This window comes from Planctomycetaceae bacterium, from assembly GCA_041398785.1.
GTDB lineage: Bacteria > Planctomycetota > Planctomycetia > Planctomycetales > Planctomycetaceae > JAWKUA01.
In genome coordinates this window covers 16485-33115 of sequence record JAWKUA010000032.1, presented here as the reverse complement: position 1 = coordinate 33115, position 16631 = coordinate 16485, and the positions used below count along the sequence as shown (strand labels likewise).

Annotated in this window: 17 protein-coding genes; 9 read left to right on the top strand and 8 right to left on the bottom strand. The window is 61.9% G+C overall.

Annotated elements, in window-relative coordinates; all coding sequences use genetic code 11:
* Nucleotides 1-10: 10 nt before the first annotated feature.
* Nucleotides 11-262 (bottom strand): hypothetical protein, encoded by a 252-nt coding sequence (locus R3C19_24805; GenBank protein ID MEZ6063583.1) that lies wholly within the window; start codon nt 260-262, stop codon nt 11-13.
* A 127-nt stretch (nt 263-389) separates the two neighbouring features.
* Between R3C19_24805 and R3C19_24800 the strand changes: the two genes are divergently transcribed.
* Genes R3C19_24800 through R3C19_24790 form a run of 3 tightly spaced genes read left to right on the top strand, consistent with a single transcriptional unit; the run spans nt 390 to nt 2102 of the window.
* A complete protein-coding gene (locus R3C19_24800) occupies nt 390-587 on the top strand; it encodes a transposase family protein (GenBank protein MEZ6063582.1) in 198 nt (65 codons plus the stop codon).
* Between the two features lie 58 nt (nt 588-645).
* Nucleotides 646-1659 carry a transposase gene (locus R3C19_24795; protein MEZ6063581.1) on the top strand — a complete coding sequence of 338 codons (1014 nt, stop codon included), beginning with the start codon at nt 646-648 and terminating at the stop codon, nt 1657-1659.
* Complete coding sequence (locus tag R3C19_24790; protein MEZ6063580.1) at nt 1554-2102, top strand: transposase; 549 nt, start codon at nt 1554-1556, stop codon at nt 2100-2102. The genes R3C19_24795 and R3C19_24790 overlap by 106 nt, the downstream gene beginning before the upstream one ends.
* Nucleotides 2103-2370: 268 nt before the next feature.
* Here the strand turns inward: R3C19_24790 and R3C19_24785 are convergent, their stop codons facing one another.
* A complete protein-coding gene (locus R3C19_24785; GenBank protein MEZ6063579.1) occupies nt 2371-3186 on the bottom strand; it encodes a DUF2263 domain-containing protein in 816 nt (271 codons plus the stop codon).
* Between the two features lie 364 nt (nt 3187-3550).
* Nucleotides 3551-3925: a hypothetical protein gene (locus R3C19_24780; GenBank protein MEZ6063578.1), complete on the bottom strand. Its 375-nt coding sequence runs from the start codon at nt 3923-3925 to the stop codon at nt 3551-3553.
* A gap of 238 nt (nt 3926-4163) precedes the next feature.
* Between R3C19_24780 and R3C19_24775 the strand changes: the two genes are divergently transcribed.
* Genes R3C19_24775 through R3C19_24765 form a run of 3 tightly spaced genes read left to right on the top strand, consistent with a single transcriptional unit; the run spans nt 4164 to nt 7551 of the window.
* Nucleotides 4164-5357 (top strand): hypothetical protein, encoded by a 1194-nt coding sequence (locus tag R3C19_24775; GenBank protein MEZ6063577.1) that lies wholly within the window; start codon nt 4164-4166, stop codon nt 5355-5357.
* Nucleotides 5354-6484: a caspase family protein gene (locus tag R3C19_24770; protein MEZ6063576.1), complete on the top strand. Its 1131-nt coding sequence runs from the start codon at nt 5354-5356 to the stop codon at nt 6482-6484. The genes R3C19_24775 and R3C19_24770 overlap by 4 nt, the downstream gene beginning before the upstream one ends.
* Nucleotides 6481-7551: a hypothetical protein gene (locus tag R3C19_24765; GenBank protein MEZ6063575.1), complete on the top strand. Its 1071-nt coding sequence runs from the start codon at nt 6481-6483 to the stop codon at nt 7549-7551. Before R3C19_24770 ends, R3C19_24765 begins: the two co-directional genes overlap by 4 nt.
* A gap of 144 nt (nt 7552-7695) precedes the next feature.
* Here R3C19_24765 and R3C19_24760 read toward each other — a convergent pair whose 3' ends face one another.
* Both R3C19_24760 and R3C19_24755 read right to left on the bottom strand, forming a co-directional pair.
* Nucleotides 7696-8070 (bottom strand): hypothetical protein, encoded by a 375-nt coding sequence (locus R3C19_24760; protein MEZ6063574.1) that lies wholly within the window; start codon nt 8068-8070, stop codon nt 7696-7698.
* A gap of 79 nt (nt 8071-8149) precedes the next feature.
* Nucleotides 8150-9106, bottom strand: coding sequence for a zincin-like metallopeptidase domain-containing protein (locus R3C19_24755; protein ID MEZ6063573.1), 957 nt, complete (start codon nt 9104-9106; stop codon nt 8150-8152).
* Between the two features lie 516 nt (nt 9107-9622).
* Between R3C19_24755 and R3C19_24750 the strand changes: the two genes are divergently transcribed.
* Nucleotides 9623-10072, top strand: coding sequence for a hypothetical protein (locus tag R3C19_24750; GenBank protein MEZ6063572.1), 450 nt, complete (start codon nt 9623-9625; stop codon nt 10070-10072).
* A 98-nt stretch (nt 10073-10170) separates the two neighbouring features.
* Here R3C19_24750 and R3C19_24745 read toward each other — a convergent pair whose 3' ends face one another.
* A complete protein-coding gene (locus R3C19_24745) occupies nt 10171-10647 on the bottom strand; it encodes a type II toxin-antitoxin system VapC family toxin (GenBank protein MEZ6063571.1) in 477 nt (158 codons plus the stop codon).
* On the bottom strand, nt 10631-10909 hold the full coding sequence (locus R3C19_24740; protein ID MEZ6063570.1) for a type II toxin-antitoxin system ParD family antitoxin: 279 nt from the start codon (nt 10907-10909) through the stop codon (nt 10631-10633). Before R3C19_24740 ends, R3C19_24745 begins: the two co-directional genes overlap by 17 nt.
* A 317-nt stretch (nt 10910-11226) precedes the next feature.
* On the opposite strand from R3C19_24740, the gene mobF reads away from it, so the two are divergent.
* The gene (mobF, locus tag R3C19_24735; protein ID MEZ6063569.1) at nt 11227-13926 is read left to right on the top strand and encodes a MobF family relaxase; all 2700 of its coding nucleotides are present in this window, start codon (nt 11227-11229) and stop codon (nt 13924-13926) included.
* Nucleotides 13916-14488 (top strand): hypothetical protein, encoded by a 573-nt coding sequence (locus R3C19_24730; GenBank protein ID MEZ6063568.1) that lies wholly within the window; start codon nt 13916-13918, stop codon nt 14486-14488. The genes mobF and R3C19_24730 overlap by 11 nt, the downstream gene beginning before the upstream one ends.
* Nucleotides 14489-15064: 576 nt before the next feature.
* Here the strand turns inward: R3C19_24730 and R3C19_24725 are convergent.
* Nucleotides 15065-16138, bottom strand: a complete 1074-nt coding sequence (locus tag R3C19_24725; GenBank protein MEZ6063567.1) for a hypothetical protein — start codon at nt 16136-16138, stop codon at nt 15065-15067.
* Nucleotides 16139-16631 lie beyond the last annotated feature (493 nt).

Genomic DNA, 16631 nt, shown 5'->3' with positions numbered 1-16631 from the left:
CGTGAGTACCTTACTTGGGCACATGAGGAATTGCCGCTGGTTCGTTCCGAGTTACGATGTCGGAACCATCGCCGTGAATCGCAGATTGAATGACTCGGTCGGTCACGTCGTTGAGATATTCTTCCAGCACCCTGGACAGGTCGAGAAATTCGGGCCAGAGCGTTTCTTCGACGAATCGTTCCGAGACGCGAGCCATCACGGTTGTATGTCGCTGACGGTACAGCCGATAGGGCTCAATCTCGTACCGCCGCAGTAGAGCCACCAGCAGCTTCCGCACGGCCGGCGCGCACTTTGGGAAGCAATGGCAATCTGGGAAGGCTTGCGCTTGAGGCGGATTGAAGGTACATAGGACACCATGAACGTTCCCCCGAATTCATGGAGGTTGTCCTGTGTCCGATTCCCAGCGATTTGACCTGTCGGAAATTGTTTGTCACTTTGAAGCACTCGAAGATCCCCGGTCCACAATCAACAGACATCACCCGCTGATCAGTGTCGTGACGATATCGCTGATCGCGGTGCTCGCCGGAGCAGACGGGCCCACAGCCATTTGCAGGTGGGCTGTCACTCAGCAGGAACAGCTCACGTAACCGTTCACAGTCCGAGATTGGTGTTTAAGAAAGTGTCGGAGTTTGCGATACCTCGTGCATGACACGGATGTCGGAAATCCCGCCGGAATTGCTGACGGAGATGACGCCTGCGGTGCGGGCGTTTGTAGAAGCTCTGTGCAATCGGGTCAACGAGCAGGATCGAATCATCGCCGCCCAGCAGAAGCGGATTGAAGAGCTTGAACGGCAGCTGGGAATGAATTCGGGGAACTCGTCGATGCCGCCGTCCAGTGATGGTCCCCGGCAGCAGCCGGCGAAGACTCCGAAGCCGAAATCCGGGCGAAAACGCGGCGGGCAGCCGGGCCATCCCAAACGGACGCGGCCACTGATTCCCACGGAAGACTGTGAGCGGGTCGAACACCATCGGCCGACCGCGTGTACGGACTGTGGTGCAAAACTCAGCGGCGATGACCCCAATCCCGAACGGCATCAGGTTACGGATCTGCCTGTCGTGAGACCGTCTGTCACGGAACATCAGATTCACACCATGGAGTGCCCCGACTGCGGGTGCCGCTGTCGCGGGACACCGCCAGCGGACGTGTCCCGCGGCTGCTTCGGCCCCAACGTCGTCGCGGCGGTCACACTGCTGAGCAGTCTGGGACGACTCAGCCAGAGAATGATCGCGTCGCTGTTGCGAGACTTGTTCTGTCTGGACGTCTCCGACGGCCAGATCAGCCGTCTGCAGAGCATCGGACGCAGAGCTCTGCAGGCGGGATACAACGAAATCGTCGCGGACGTCCGAAACTCCGCCACTCTGAACATTGATGAAACCAGCTGGCGTCAGAACGGCCGCAAAGCCTGGCTGTGGACCGTTGTGGGACCACTCGGCACACTGTTCGCGGTTCGCCCGTCGCGGTCCCGCGATGAGGTGCATGCCCCGCTGGGCGAGGACTTCAGCGGCATCGTCGTCAGTGACCGCTATTCGGCATACAGCCATCTGGATGACGATTGCCGGCAGTTCTGCCGGGCTCACCTGATCAGTGCCCCGAAGAGAGAACGCGGTCAAGCGATGGTCGATCGTGGAGGAGTTCCGCCGACGCAGGTGCCCGACTGAAGTCTTCCGGACAGGAACTCATTCATCACTGGAATCGGCTGCAGACGCAGCAAATTGAGCGTGCGACGTTCGACGGTCACTACCGACGGCTTCGCAGTGAGATTCTGGAGGCATTGCTGGACGGTTCGCAGTGTGACCATCTGAAAACAGCGGAAACGTGTCGGCGTCTGAGCAACGAGTGTTGCAGTCTGTTTGTGTTCGCTCACCATGACGATGTCTCGCCGACCAACAATGCGGCCGAACAGTCACTGCGAAAATCGGTCATCTTTCGCAAACTCAGCTTCGGTACCGAAGAACAAACCGGCAGTCGCAATCTGACCGTGATCATGTCGGTGGTGGAAACCTGTCGTCGCCTCGGTACCCGGCCACTCGAATACATCCACAACGCCGTTCACGCCGCCTTCAACCGCAAATCGACACCACAGTTGATCCCCGAAAACTAAGCGGCCTGTGAACGGTTACGTTAGTGTGCGCTGACCGTGCGCTAAACCCCGTGGCGCCTGTCAGGCAGCCGGCGCTTCAGTCAGGCATGTCGATCGAGTCGCTGAATGGCCAATGGCTGTTGAGCAACGAAGATCTCTGGACACGGCTTGCTCCAAACAAAGGAACCGCCGTGTGCGGACCCGGATGCCGGATGGTGTACGAGCGGGCCGGTCAAAGCCGGCCCCAGATCCTGATGCCTGTTCCCGCCGTTTTCCCGCACCGCATTGGTCAACCTGGCAGCGATTGATCGGCAAACACCTGTTGGAACGGAATCAGGTTGTTGGGACCATATCCGGATTGGCGAATCGCGAAGGCGATGACACGGAAGTTCTGTTTGCGTCTTGCGATTTCCTGTCGATACAGTTCGGCGATGCGATGCGCCGGATTCAAAAATGCACCGCAGCCGGACGCTCCGAGCACGGCGTGTCGGATTCCGTGGTGTATGAGCGTATCCAGTTGGGCGGCAATTCGCTGACGCGCATTCGGCTCCGAGAATGCGGAACCGTCACGCAGGTCCTGAGCCGCAGCTCTCAACTCGAAAAACGGAAACACGTCCTCGTCTGGCAACCACTGGTAGCCGAGGTCGGATCGGGAACGATCCTCCGGCCCGCGAATGCAGACACGCGGATTCTCGGAATCGAGGTACACCCTGCCATTCTCCGCCGACAAAAGCGATGTCATGTGCGGATGATACTGGTCAAGCGTGGCGTCGTACTCATCGGGGCCAACGTAAAAGTGGCAATTTGTGCGACGAAACATGTTTTCTTCCTGTGCCGAGGCACCCTCGACATAGGCCCCGCCGGGAACGAAGGCGTTTGCCATATTCAAGGCAGCGAAGCAGTAACCATGCCTTCTGGTCATCGCAAGAGTGACCTCACCCCAGTCTCCACCGACAATGCAGATCCGGTTGCTCTCAGGGCGTCTTTCCGCTGAGTCACGCCAACTCGCAAGATTTGTCTGTGCGAGCAGATCGTACTTGTCAGGCGGATCTGCGGTCGAGAAGCGATGAAGTGTTTCTCTGAGCACGGCGCGGCGGCGAACCATGTCAGGATGACTGGGCGCATAGTACGGATCGATGCAGTCTTCTTCCGAGAGTATTGGTCGACCAGGCATGATGCTTACCAGCGATTCCGATCGCGGCGACTTCGGATATTCCGCAAATCATACCGTGACCTATCCGTTGGCAGGGATGCCGACCAATAGATCGTGCGTTGAGCTTTGCTGCCTCGCGGGCCGCCGGCGATGTCACTGACGTCGAATGTTCGGTGTCCAGCGGCACCAATCGATCGGCCGAAGTGGGGATCGGCGCAGCATACACACCGGAAACGGCGCTGTCACCGGCGTCCGAACGAGGGACCTGGGTGACGGCTGCGACTCTTGTCCGGATCGTGCGAACGGCGGCTGCGGATCACCGTTCGGTGTGGGCTTCCCGGGCGGCGGCACGGCCTTTGGATTTTTCGTGTTCGATCCAGTGGTCGGCTTCGTCGAGGAGTTTCTGGGCGCGCAGGAGGTCGGTGTCGCGGAGGTAGGGGGTGTTTTGGAATTCTCCGCTGCTGTCGGCGTAGGAACGGTCGAGGCGGACGGAGTAGCGGTCGGGGCCGTCTTCGGATTTGTGTTTCCAGACGGCCACCGTGAGACCTCCGGAGCCGCTGAATTTGGCGGCGGGGCGGCTGTGGCCGGACTCGGCGGCCGGCGCTTCAGCGGCGACGGCTTCCGTGGCGGTTTCGGCGGCGATATTGGAAGCGTCGGCCGGTTCGATGGGCTGGGGTCTGGATCGTGGCATGGAAATTCTCCCTGAGTTTGAAGTTGTCAGATTGGCCTAGCGCATTTAGGGCCGGGTTGTCAATCTGTTTGTGAGCCCGTCACGAGACCCGGCAGGACGGGATTTCAGAAAGGTGGCGGGTATTGCTGGTGCCTGGCGATGAGTGATCACAGTAATCGGAGTTCTCGGAGTGACTCGGGATCATCTGACGGCTCGATGACAGAGGATGTGTGGCGCGCGACGGGAAAGGTGCAGTCCTATGGCGATCGTCTTCGTTCACGGCGTGAACAATCGGGCGGGAGCGGCCTACGCGGCGGAAGTCGCATCGCGGAAACGGTTTCTGCAGCGGCACTTCAGCGGAGCCGGCGTTGACGGCAAACTGCTGGGGAATCCGGTTGGAGTCACGTCACCGTATTGGGGTGATCTGGGGGTGACATTTAACTGGAACATGGCGTCGCTGCCGAAATCAAAGCTGCAGGCTTTGGGGGGAGCCGGTGGAACAGACGAAGCCGCGCTCATTGCGCTCGTGCGTGACGCGCTGCCGGGTGAAATCGGACCGGAACCATTGACGGCTCTTGCGAAACACGATTTCCGGGCGGCCGTCGACGTGATCAGCGAACTGGCGATCAACTCAGCGCAGCAGGGCAGTGAAGCGCAGGTCGCGGAGTTCATCGTGGCGATTGCTGAATACGCCGACGCCAATCCGCAGCCGGACTGGATTGCGGGAATTCAGAATGACCAGTCACTGCTGACAACGCTGGAAGACAAAGTGAAGCAGCAGTCCGGCGTCCAGTCGCTGGGTGTGGGAGCCGCCCTCGGAAAGCTGAAGATGGGAGCGATGAAGCTCAAACAGGCCGCTCAGAACCTCGCCGGATCGGCGCTCGACAAGGCCGGAGACTTCGCGTCCACCAAACTGCTGGCCCGGTCGCGAGCGTCCCTGAACGAAACGCTCGGAAGGTTTTTCGGGGACGTGTTCGTGTACTTCAATTCCCGCGGGGACCGCAGCAGTCCCGGCCAAATCCCGCAAAGGATCATTCAGGCCTTCGACGACGCGAAAGCAGCAACTCCCTCCGAGCCGCTGGTGATTGTCGCGCACAGCCTCGGCGGGGTGATTTCCTACGACATCCTGAGTCACTTTCGTCAGGATCTGCATGTGGACCTCTTCATCACGGTTGGTTCACAGGTGGCCCACTTTGAGGAAATGAAGCTGTATCATTCCAGTGACAGGTCCGTGGGGCCGCCGAACAAAGTGGCAAAACCGCAGAACGTCGCCCGCTGGATCAACGTCTACGACGAAGTAGACATCTTTGCGTATGGCCTCGACGGCGTGTTTGATGGCTTTGATCTGGATCTTCCGTACGATACCCGAACGTATGTCATCAAGGCGCACGGCGCTTACTGGGAGCAGGCCGACTTCTATCGGCGACTGCGGGCACGCGTGGATTCGCTATGACGCTTCTGTGGCAGGATCCGGGACAGCCGACGAATCCGATGAAGGCACAGGTCCACGCCTTCATCATTGGAGTCGGCGATTATCCGCACCTGTCCGGTGGTTCCGGACACGCGGCCGTCGCCAACTTCGGACTGCAGCAACTGACGACGACTCGCATCGCGGCCGAAGAAATCGCCACGTGGCTGATCAGAAACCGGTCATCGCTGTCGCTGCCGCTGGGGACGGTGGAAGTGCTGATGTCGCCATCGGGTACGATGTCCGACGGTCAGGGCAATTCCGTCAGCATCGATGAAGCCAGCATGCAGAACATCGATGACGTGTTCAGTCAGAAGTGGTGGCCGCGCTGTAACGCTCAGAAGGACAACATCGCGCTGTTCTACTTTGCCGGGCACGGGCTGAACACGCTGTCGCAGTATCTGCTGCCGTCGGACTTCGGAGATCCGCAGTTTCCCAACCTGTGGGCGAACTGCATTGACTTCGACGGCATGCGCCTGGGCATGAAGGCCAATGCCGCCGACACGCAACTGTTCTTCGTCGATGCCTGCCGTGAAAAGCCCATTGATGCGCTCGCGCAGCTTAATCCCAGTGGGAAGCAACTGTGCAGTTCCAGCATTTTCGATCAGGTATCAGCATCGGCCGCATACTTCGCCGCCGCCGACGGACAGCAGGCGTATGGCCCGGCCAACGGCATGACGTACTTTGCCGAAGCGCTGCTGGAATCGCTGGAAGGCGCGGGAGCCATCAATCGCGGCGGTCAGTGGAAGGTGGACACGTTCTCGCTGGGCAACAGCGTCGCCCAGATCATGGCCAGTCTGGCGCACGCTCACAGTCAGCCGCTGACCTGCAACCCGGATGTCCAGGGAGTTCCCGCGTCCATCTGTACCGCGCCGGCGGGGCTGGTTCGCGCGTCGATCGGCTGCCAAACGTCGCTGGCGAATTCCGAGGCCGACATTCAGCTTCAGCGGTTCACGCAGCAGGTGCATTCGCCGCCCGGTGATCGGCGGCCGTGGACGGGCCGGCTGGACGCGGGCGACTGGGCGATCAACATCGGTTTTCAAAGTTTCGCACCGGTGGCGGTGACGGACACGCTGATGCCTCCCGTCTATGATCGCGTGGAGGCTGTATGAGCGATCGCATCCGCATCCAATTTGATTCCGACATGCCGCCGGCTTCCGTCGAAGTGGTCTCGCCCGACCTGCAGACAATTCGCCGCGTCTGGCTGGATCCCGGCCAGACATCCGACGTGATTGACGTGCCCAGCGAAGCGTCGTTTCTGCGCGTGCATCTGCCGTCGGGTAAGTCGATGATCGTCCGCGATCCGGGCATGGACATTCGCCGAGTCGGTATGGCAACGCAGGACAGATCCATTGCGGAGGCAGCTTCCGCGCTGACCGGTGAGTCTGTTCCGATCGTCAACGATGTCGGACCGGAACCGCAAATGCGCGACGGCACCCGACTGGCGCTGACGTCAGACGATCATCGCGTTGAAGGAGTTGTGCGTTACGAAGGCCGGGAAGTTCTCTTCCACGAATTCCCCGATGCCGATGCCTTCATCCTGCGGGCTCAGGGCGAATCTTGGATCTTGAATGCCCGCCTGCCCGGCCGACTGCGCAGTGCTGTCGTGCAGTTGCATGAACGCGAGACAAAACAGCCGACTCTGCGGATTCGCATTGCGACCGACACGCCGCAGGCCGATGTGCTGGCCGGATACATGGCTCGCGGAGACTACTATTCCGCCGCCGCGATGGTGGATTGGATCGATCGAGCGGAAGAAATGCTGCTGCATAAGACTCGCGATCCGAACGCGGCCGCCGTCGGCGCCTATCTGCTGCTGCGGCTGCGACGCTTCGACCTGATGCGCGACTGGGCCGGCAACCTGGCAAAGTGGTGGCCGAAACTCGCCGACGGCGCCATCATTCGAGCCTGGCAGCTGATTCATCAGCGACGGGCCGAAGCGGAAATCGAAGACCTGCTGCGCACGGCGGCCGAAGTTGACCCTCCGGTGTTCACTCAGGGACTGAAGCTGCTCGACGAGGGGCTGCGGCTGATTACCAAACACGGCGACGAAACCCGCCTGCGGATGGAACAGAAGTTGGGCAGCATTCAATGGAGTTCACCGTTCACCGCTTCGGTCTGGTCCAAAGGTGATCCTCCACCACCACTGTTTCAGTTTGGTTATCTGGCGGACGCCTGAGCGATCTGAAATGCCGGCCGCCCGGCAGTAATGCGATCTTCCATCAGTCGGCGCGCAGCGCCGATTTTTTTTCCGCTGCCAAAGCAAAGAGCCGCTCCGGGACGGGAGCGGCTCGGCGGTTGGATCAGGGATGGCGTGACCATGTCACAGCAGTTCGTAGTCCTGTTCTCGTCGGCAGTCGGGGCAGAGGCCAAGGTGGGTGGCCTCAAGGAGATTGCTGACGGGGCGGATTTCGGTCCAGCCGGCGTCGATGGCTTCGGTCAGTGACGCGATGTGCTGGCCGTCGTCGCAGTCGGAACAGGTCAGGCTGGTGAAGGGTGTGTTCAGGGCCGACGGATCGCAGGCGGGCTCAAGCAGGCGGCTGAGCACGTCGGCGACGCGGACGGGTGTGACGCCGTCAGGATGCAGGCCGCCGAGATTCAGCCAGTGCTGCAGGATGAGGGCGTATTGGGAAGCTCGGCTGTAGTTGCGTGAGGCGATCGATTCCAGGATCGTGCGATAGCAGTTGGTGGGTCCCATATTGGATGACTCCGGCGAAGGGTGATTGGATCAGGAACGGCCGCCGGTCCCGATGACCGGCGGCCGGAGGAGGGCGGGTCTATTCCACAGGCTTGGGCTGCAGACCGTGCAGATAGTCCACGGCGGCCGAGGCCATGCTGGCGGCGGAGAAGACCGCTCGCGTGTCGTTCTTCAGGACCTGCAGCCAGTGGCCGATATAGTCGGCGTGGTCGTCGCGGACGTCGGGCGTGATGGCCAGGTCGGCACACAGGAAGGCGGCTCCCAGTTCGGCGACGAGTTCCTCCATCGCATAGCCGGCATCGCCCCATTTCTTCCGGCCGAGATCCCTGTTCAGGCGGGCCGGATTTTTTGTCCAGTGGACAAGCTCATGGCTGAGCGTGGCCGCATGGCTTTCGGCATCGACGAAGGTTTCCAGCTTCGGCATCCGGATCTGGTCGAGGCTCTGGACATAACAGGCCTGGTTGCCGCCTTCGCGGATGTCGGCTCCGGTGTTCCGGCAGAACCGGTCCGCCGCTGCGATCCGTTCAATGTCGCTGTTGGGTGCCTGCTTCAGGGCATAGAACTGGTCGGGCAGACCTTCACACTGTTCGGCATTGAAGACGGCATATTGTTTGAGGAACGGAATCTCCCGCTCGACGTCGCGTCCGTCGTCATCGGCTTCGGTCTTTTTGAAGCGGGAGGCATAGACCACGGGCGACGATTTCTCGCCCTTCCTCACGTGTCCGCCCAGTTCCTGAGCCTGGCGGAACGTGAGCCAGATCGGGCAGCCATAGCCGGCCGATTCGGCGGCGTCCCACAGCATCAGGATATTGATGCCGCGATAGGGGGCTCCGGAGGACCTGAGCGGCCGCGTGATTCGTCCGGTGGCATGTTCGGCGTTCCAGGGTTTGAGCCACGGCCGGATCCCGGCTTCGAGCTGTTCGACAATGCGGCCCGTGACGCGTGTGTAGACATCCGGTCGCGAAGCACCGGAGGTCGTCTTTGCCTTTGGTCGGCGTGTCTTGGTGCGTGTCGTGGCGCGTGTCGTCGTGGTCATGGCGAGAATCTCCCGTTGGTGTTGGACAGAAAAATCAGCAGTGCCCTTTGCACTGTTTGAGGGCAAAGGGCCTGAATGCCCTCGAACACGGGGGAGTGCAGTCAAGGCCGACGGCGGAGGAGGGCACCGGTCTGCACAAGCGCAGCGTCAGCGGAGCGCGGAAGACCGGGCGGAGGCCTCCGCCGTCGCGCGGCCCCGAGCCTTGACGGCACGGGGGCAGAGCCCCCCCTTCAGGAATCACCAAACAGTCACGCCCCCGGCGTGTCACCTGTGGCGCGGCGAGATCGCCTGTCGAGACCTTCCGCGTGCGAAACCTGCGATGCGATTGCCGTGTGAAACACGCATGTGAGCGGAGTCGGGACACTCCCGGTCAGCGGGGCATGGAATCCGCATGACGGGACATGCGGCGAAAAGGCGATTAACAGTTTCGCCCGGTCAGCGTACCTGTCTCAGTGGCCGCCGGAAGACGATCCGGGCCAGCCTGTTCCGTAAATCTGCTCGTGAATGGAGGACATCATGGCCCGCCAGCCGAAACCCGGTGAAGTCGCCAACTGGATTGCTCTGAAGGCCATGACGCTGGGCGAGTGTCTCGACGCGTACTATTCGGCAACCGGTGACACACGCTATCCGCTGCATACGACGACGTCGGCGAATCTGCTGAAGATCCGCAGGGACAAGGTGCTGCTGCGGTCCGAAGGCTATGCGACCTTCGGCCGCGAGATGTTCGGGCCGCTGAAGCCCGGCACGAATGCAATTCGCGTGAAGCCCGGACACTGCGGGAAATCCGGCGGTGTTCCGGGATCGCCGCAGTTTGTGGAATGGCAGGAGCACGACGCGGCGGGCCTGCATTTTCTGTACTGGCCGGACGGCAGGGGCAGCGGGAAATTCAACACCTATATCCCGATCGCGATTCTGGAAGTGTTCCGCTGGGACCTTGGCGAGCACGGGGTGTGGCAGGCGGTGTAGCTCAGAGCGGGACCGGGCAGGCCGGCGGTATGTGAGACGGGCCGGACGACGGCGCGTGCTGCGGGAATCCGCCGTTCACCGCTGCCTGCAGCAACATGTCAGGCCGTCGCCGCCACTTCTTCCGGATTCAGCACGGTGACGTGGGGATACCGCTGAAAGTCAGCCCCGTTGAATGTCAGCAGATGCGTCACTCCGTGCCGGAGCATGGCGGCGGCAAGGCGGGCGTCGTGCGCCTTCTTGCCATGGATACTGTGGTCTCGCACGAGGGCCTCCCAGCGATCGAGAATCCCGCGTTCGTCCCGGAACAGCCGAAACAAAGCACGGGCTGCCACAAGGTCGCGCTGCACCTGTTCCACGGAGAAGCCCAGTCCGTTGACGGATATCGGGCGTGTGGCCACGACCCAGTATTCATAGATCACCTGAGGCACAATGCACGGTTCGAACCCCTGGTCGGTGAGCCGTTCCAGCGCCAGCCGGGCGAGCGATTCGAGTGGATGTCCCGGCTCAGCCAGTCTGAGCAGGATGTTGGAATCCACCAGCATCCGAGTCGGCGCGGGATCAATAGATGGATTCACGGCTGACATCGACTTCATGAGTCTGGCGGGGATGGCTGTCGACCCAGTGTCGCAGACGGTCCTTCCAGTCGGCGGTAACGACTGACGCATCCGGGAGTTCGTCAGCGTCGTGAGTTTCCGGCACGGATCCGGATTTCGCGGCGATCCTGTCACGCAGCAGCTGCAGTGCTTCCGCGACGACCTCTTCTTCACTGGAGTAGCGACCCGCCGCCACGGCCTGACTGACGAAATCGGTGAAGCTGGCAGGAATATTCAATGACATCGTAGTGCCTCGATTGCCGGTGTGATTTCTGAAGCTTGCCGGACGGTGGTGAATAAGTCAACGAGAATCATACGGACACGGACGCATCGTGAGTCCGCCAACTGGCAGGACACAAACCGGGCCGGCAGGTTCCGGCGTCACTCCTTCAATCCCGTTGACCGTGTGCGGAAATCGCGCTATGCAGCAATTCGGGAACCGGCTGCCACATTCGCCCGTCGCGGCGCGTGTCCATCACGGCGGGCGGTGCCGGGAACACGACCGTTCACAACCGCGTACAGCGACCGCCGGCGGCACCGTGTTCCCAGGGAGAGTCCCGGATGCTGAGGATCATACAGAACCGGTCGGCGGCGAGTGCGAAGAGTTATTATTCGCGGGCTGACTACTATGGCGAGGGCCAGGACCGGGCCGGCCTGTGGGGCGGCAGGACGGCGCGGCAGCTTGGTCTGGAAGGCCGGATTCGCGAAGCCGACTTCGCCGCGCTGTGCGATAACCGCGATCCTCGCAGCGGAGAGCAGCTGACCGCCCGGCACAACACCGACCGCACTGTCGGCTATGACTTCAACTGGCACGTGCCGAAGGGAGTCAGCCTGGCGTGGGCGGTCGGCGGCGACGAACGGATTGCCGAAGTCTTTGAACGCAGCGTGCAGCAGACGATGGCGGAGATCGAAGCCGAAGCCAAAACCCGCGTCCGCACCGGCGGAAGGCAGGAAGACCGCACCACCGGCAACCTGGTGTGGGGCCAGTTTCTGCACACGACGGCCCGGCCCGACGAACACGGCGACGCCGATCCGCATCTGCACATGCACTGCTTCGTGTTCAACGTCACACATGACCCGAAAGAAAACCGTTACAAAGCCGTGCAGTTTCGGGAACTCAAACGCGACGCGCCGTACTTCGAAGCCCGGATGCACGCCCGGCTGGCGAAGGCGCTGAAGGACGAACTCGGCTATTCGATCGAACGCAGCGGCCGGCAGTGGGACATCGCCGGTCTGCCGGCGGACCTGAAGCGAAAGTTCTCCCGCCGCACCACGGAAATCGAAGCGCTGGCGAAGCAGCAGGGCATCACCGATCCCGATGAAAAGGCGGAACTCGGAGCGAAGACCCGCAACAGCAAGACGGAGGCGGCTTCGTTCAAAGATCTGCAGACAGAATGGCGCAGCCGCCTCAGCGATGACGAGGCCCGGTTGTTCGATTCACTTACCGATCCTTCCGGTTCCGGCAGCGTCCCCGGACCGCAGACGACAGCCGCCGCTGTGAACCTCGCACTGCAGCACTGCTTCGAACGCGAAGCCGTCGTGCCCGAACGGCAGGTGCTGACCGAAGCCCTGCGATTCGGACTCGGCACGGTGAATGTCTTCGACGTGCAGAAGGAAGCCTGCCGGCAGGGCCTGCTGACGCGTGACATCGACGGCCGCCGGCTGGCCACAACTCCCGAGGTCCTTGCCGACGAAGCGGCAGTCCTGAATTTCGCCCGCAGCGGCCGTCACGCCGCGGCACCGCTGAACCCAGACTGGCAGCCGACGGAAGACTGGCTCAGCGACGAACAAACGGCCGCCATCCGCCAACTCACGGGCAGTACAGACCGGCTGCAACTGCTGCTGGGCGGAGCCGGCACCGGCAAGACCACGATGATGCAGCAGGCAGTCGCCGCGATCAACGCCGGCGGTCACGACGTGTTCACGTTCGCGCCGTCGGCCGACGCCAGCCGCAAAGTTCTGCGCGACGAAGGTTTCGTAACCGCCACCACCGTCGCCGAACTGCTGGTCAACGAAAGACTGCAGCAGACCATCGCCGGGCAGGTGATCTGGATCGACGAAGCCTCGCTGCTGGGCAGCCGGCAGTTGCGGCGAGTCACCGACCTGGCCGGTCGGCTGAACGCAAGGCTGATCCTGTCCGGCGACTGGAAACGCCAGCACGGCAGCGTCGACCGCGGCGGAGTCCTCGGCCTGATCGACCGCTACACGCCGGTGACGCCGATTCAGATCAACACGATCCGCCGGCAGGACGGCGAGTACCGGGACGCGATCGCGTCACTCGCCGAAGGCAATATCCTGGGCGGCTTCGATCAGCTCGACGATCTCGGCTGGGTCCGTGAACTGCCCGACGAGGACCGCGACCGGCAGCTCGCCCGCGACTACGCCGACGTCATCGAAAAGAAACAATCGGCGCTCGTGGTTTCACCGACGCACTTCGAAGCCGATCACCTGACGCAGGCCATCCGAACAGAACTGAAACAGCGCGGCACAATCACCGGCGACGAACACGACGTGGCGATTCTCCAGCCCCGACACCTCACCGAAGCCCAGCGCCGCGATCCGGCCTGGCTGGAAGACGGCGACGTGATCGTCTTCCACCAAAACGCCAAAGGTCTCCGCAAAGGCACGCGGCTGATCGTCAGCGGTCGCGTCCCGGAGGCCATCACCGAACAGGCGGCACGCTTCTCTGTCTACCGCCGTGCGTCGCTGAAGCTGGCAACGGGTGATCGGATCCGTCTGACATCCGGCGGTTCCACGAAGGATGGAAAGCACCGGCTCAACAACGGAGCCACCTTCACCATCAGAAGCATCGCCGCCAGCGGCGACATCGAACTGTCCAACGGCTGGGTCATCGACAAAGACTTCGGCCACCTCGGCCACGGTTTCGTCACGACGAGCCACGCCAGCCAGGGCCGCACCGTCGACCACGTGTTCCTCGCCGAATCGGCCGAATCGTCCGGAGCCGCCAGCCGGCAGCAGTTCTACGTGTCGGCCTCGCGAGGCCGCCGTTCCGCGAGAATCTACACCGACAGCATCGACGACCTGCGGCAGATGATTCAGAAGGACTCAACCCACACGACCGCCAGCGAAGTGTTCCCGTCCGTCACCGATCCGCAGGTCCTGCTTGAGCGAAACCAGCGGCACCGTCAGCAGCAGGAAGTCATTCGCCGCGACGGAAAGCCGAGGCCGCACACGCCCGACACGTCCCGCCGCCGGTCACGCGAACAGCACCTGATCCCGGAGCTCATTCATGAACGATAGCAGCACGCTCGACCGACTCCTCGACCCGAACATCCGCCACCGCAGACCGGCCGCGGATTCCAACACGCCGCGGCCAACCGTCCTCCCGGACTTCACCGCCGGCCTGACCGCCGACGCCGCTCGCGACAGCGACGGTCCTCATGAAGGCGTCTCCGACGACAACGTTCCGAACGACGAAATCCCCGACAACGACTACACCGCCTTCGCCCACGGCCGCATCAGCCGCCATCCGCAAATGATGCTCGCGTTTCACAAAGCCAGCGGCGAAATCGAAGCCTTCCCGTACTCGCTGCTGACCCGCCTCCACACCGACGACCCGTCCACAAACATCACCCTGCACTTCGGCAGCACCGTCGTCACCATCCACGGCCAAAACCTCACCCGCCTGTTCACCCACCTCTGCCACCACCGAGCCGCCACCATCACCCAATCCGACCGCACCGCGGCATTCAGCAACGAAAACGACTGCGTCGTGACCGAGATTCGCGTGATCTCACCGAGGCAAACAACACCACAATCTGCCGCCGGGAAACATCACCTTCAGTCCCGTTCCCCCAACTGATCACTGCGCGACCAGTCGATCAACCCCGGAACGACTCTCACACCCCCGTCCCGAGAACCGCTTCGTTCGAAGTCACACCTGCAGCATTTCCGGATCCGAGTTCGCAACACAGGTCGGTTCGTCATGAGCGCGCAAGGCTTATTTCAGATCCCTGCTTCGAAGAAAGCTTTTCCTCATCGCGCAGCGTTTTTCGCCGAGAGTGCTCATAGAAACATGGTCCGGATTGTCCCGAAGAAGCAGGTGACGTGAATGTGAAGTGGGAGTGTCGGGATGTCGGGAGAAGCAGCGAGCGCGGAATACGTGCCCCGAGGCGGAAGGACGTGGCGTTTGGGTCGCGCGCTCGACGACTGCTCTGCAGCACCTGTCTGTCACCAACGAGAGCTGCTGACAAAGCCGAAGTACCACTCAGTGTGTTGACGCTTCCCGGCGTTTCCTGACTCCCGGGGGAATTGACGAAAGCCTGATGCTCGCAGGGGCATCAATTCATGTATTGCAGGCTTTCCTGCAGAAGCGGATCCTGCAGCGGCACCGGGGCGGCTCGGCGGAATGAGACGTCGAACAGTCGGAATGCCAGGCTCATTCCCGCGACGATTCCGGCGATTTCAGGAATTCCCAAAGCGGGAACATCGCCGACCACGGGGGATAGATCATCACCGACAGATCGATCCAGCGTCCGATGAGCACGATCCATGCCACCCGCAGCATGATCTTCTCGCTGCGTTTACTCTCCCGCGGCAGCAGCACGAAGAACGGAATCACCCAGTTCAGCACCAGACTCGCGATGACCATCGGCCCCCAGCCTCCCTGAAGTCGGCGGGCGAAGTAGACCGTCTCCTCCGGGATGTTCGAATACCAGATCAGCATGTACTGACAGAACCAGATGTACATCCAGAAGCAACTGAATCCCAGCAGCAGTTTGCCCAGATCGTGCAGGTGTTCGTCTCGGAATACCCCCTGCAGCGGCCCGTTGCGACGCAGGAACACACCGCCGATCACTAAACCGGCCAAGCGCTGCCTGAAACATGCCGGAGAAATGGTAAACACCCCACATGGTGCTGAACCAGAGCGGTTCCAGTGCCATGATCCAGTCGATCGATGCCAGCGAAAAGGTGACGGCAAACAGAGCCAGAAAGACGGCGGAAGTTGCGACTCCCGTGCGGTGCGATGCAGTAGTAAGCAGCCGGTCCTGATCCTCGACATCGAAACCAGACGAGTTGTAAATGCGAACCACAGGCCCACATAAACAACCGCCCGAATGCTGAGGAATGCGGGTGACAGCCACCTTTCCTTAAACCAGAACGTGCCCGGATCACCGTGGCCGTGAGCATGCCAACTGTAACGCGGCAACTGCACAAACAGCAGTGTGAGTACGAGCAGGCCGCCGACAGGCAGCAGCCCGGCCAGAGCTTCGGGGACGCGGCGGATTGCCGTGTGCCAACCGGCACCGGTGACATTCGCCACAGCAATAAACACGGCGCCGCCCAGGCCGAGCGTCAACAGGTAGTAAGCCGTCAGCAGCGCACCGGCCCAGGCACGTTCCGGCGCGACGGTCGCGGAGATTCCGATCGCAGCCATCCCGGCCAGAGCAACCGCGAACGCCGACCGAAACCGTGTTGCGGGAAGATCCCTGCTGTCAACAGCACTCATCATGGCTGGGTTCGAGAAGGAGAATCGGACGAAGCATCGCCTGCGGGAGGAGCAGCCGCGCCGGCAGAGGCGGCGGCGGCAGCGGCAACCTTTGCCTGGAGGGAACGTACAAAGTTGATGACGTCCCACCGCTGGTTCCGATCGAGCGCGCTGTCATCGGAGCCATACTTCCCGGCCGTACGTCAGGATGTGAAACAGGTGTCCGTCTTTCATCTGAACGGACTTGCCCGTCGGCAGCGGCGGAGGTGGCGGAAAGCCGCGGCTGAGCCACCGGCCCGTCACCCGCACCGCCGGGACCATGACACGACACGCAGTAGATCCGGTAAACCGCTTCACCCCGCTGCGTTGACGCGGTCAGTTCCGCGGCCGGGCCCGTCGCCGAATTCCCCGCCGGCTTACCGACCGGCCCCGTTGCCGGCTCGCTGACCGGTACGGTTGCCGGCTCGTTTTCACGCGCGGGCGAGTCAGCAGCGGGCTGATGGTACGGATTGACCAG

What these genes read in the sequence shown, in the direction of transcription:
- R3C19_24765 (MEZ6063575.1), top strand. Translation starts at nt 6,481, where the DNA reads ATGAGCGATCGCATCCGCATCCAATTTGATTCCGACATGCCGCCGGCT.
- R3C19_24780 (MEZ6063578.1), bottom strand. Translation starts at nt 3,925, where the DNA reads ATGCCACGATCCAGACCCCAGCCCATCGAACCGGCCGACGCTTCCAAT.
- R3C19_24770 (MEZ6063576.1), top strand. Translation starts at nt 5,354, where the DNA reads ATGACGCTTCTGTGGCAGGATCCGGGACAGCCGACGAATCCGATGAAG.
- R3C19_24795 (MEZ6063581.1), top strand. Translation starts at nt 646, where the DNA reads ATGACACGGATGTCGGAAATCCCGCCGGAATTGCTGACGGAGATGACG.
- R3C19_24750 (MEZ6063572.1), top strand. Translation starts at nt 9,623, where the DNA reads ATGGCCCGCCAGCCGAAACCCGGTGAAGTCGCCAACTGGATTGCTCTG.
- R3C19_24755 (MEZ6063573.1), bottom strand. Translation starts at nt 9,106, where the DNA reads ATGACCACGACGACACGCGCCACGACACGCACCAAGACACGCCGACCA.
- R3C19_24725 (MEZ6063567.1), bottom strand. Translation starts at nt 16,138, where the DNA reads ATGATGAGTGCTGTTGACAGCAGGGATCTTCCCGCAACACGGTTTCGG.
- mobF (MEZ6063569.1), top strand. Translation starts at nt 11,227, where the DNA reads ATGCTGAGGATCATACAGAACCGGTCGGCGGCGAGTGCGAAGAGTTAT.
- R3C19_24785 (MEZ6063579.1), bottom strand. Translation starts at nt 3,186, where the DNA reads ATGGTTCGCCGCCGCGCCGTGCTCAGAGAAACACTTCATCGCTTCTCG.
- R3C19_24760 (MEZ6063574.1), bottom strand. Translation starts at nt 8,070, where the DNA reads ATGGGACCCACCAACTGCTATCGCACGATCCTGGAATCGATCGCCTCA.
- R3C19_24740 (MEZ6063570.1), bottom strand. Translation starts at nt 10,909, where the DNA reads ATGTCATTGAATATTCCTGCCAGCTTCACCGATTTCGTCAGTCAGGCC.
- R3C19_24730 (MEZ6063568.1), top strand. Translation starts at nt 13,916, where the DNA reads ATGAACGATAGCAGCACGCTCGACCGACTCCTCGACCCGAACATCCGC.
- R3C19_24775 (MEZ6063577.1), top strand. Translation starts at nt 4,164, where the DNA reads ATGGCGATCGTCTTCGTTCACGGCGTGAACAATCGGGCGGGAGCGGCC.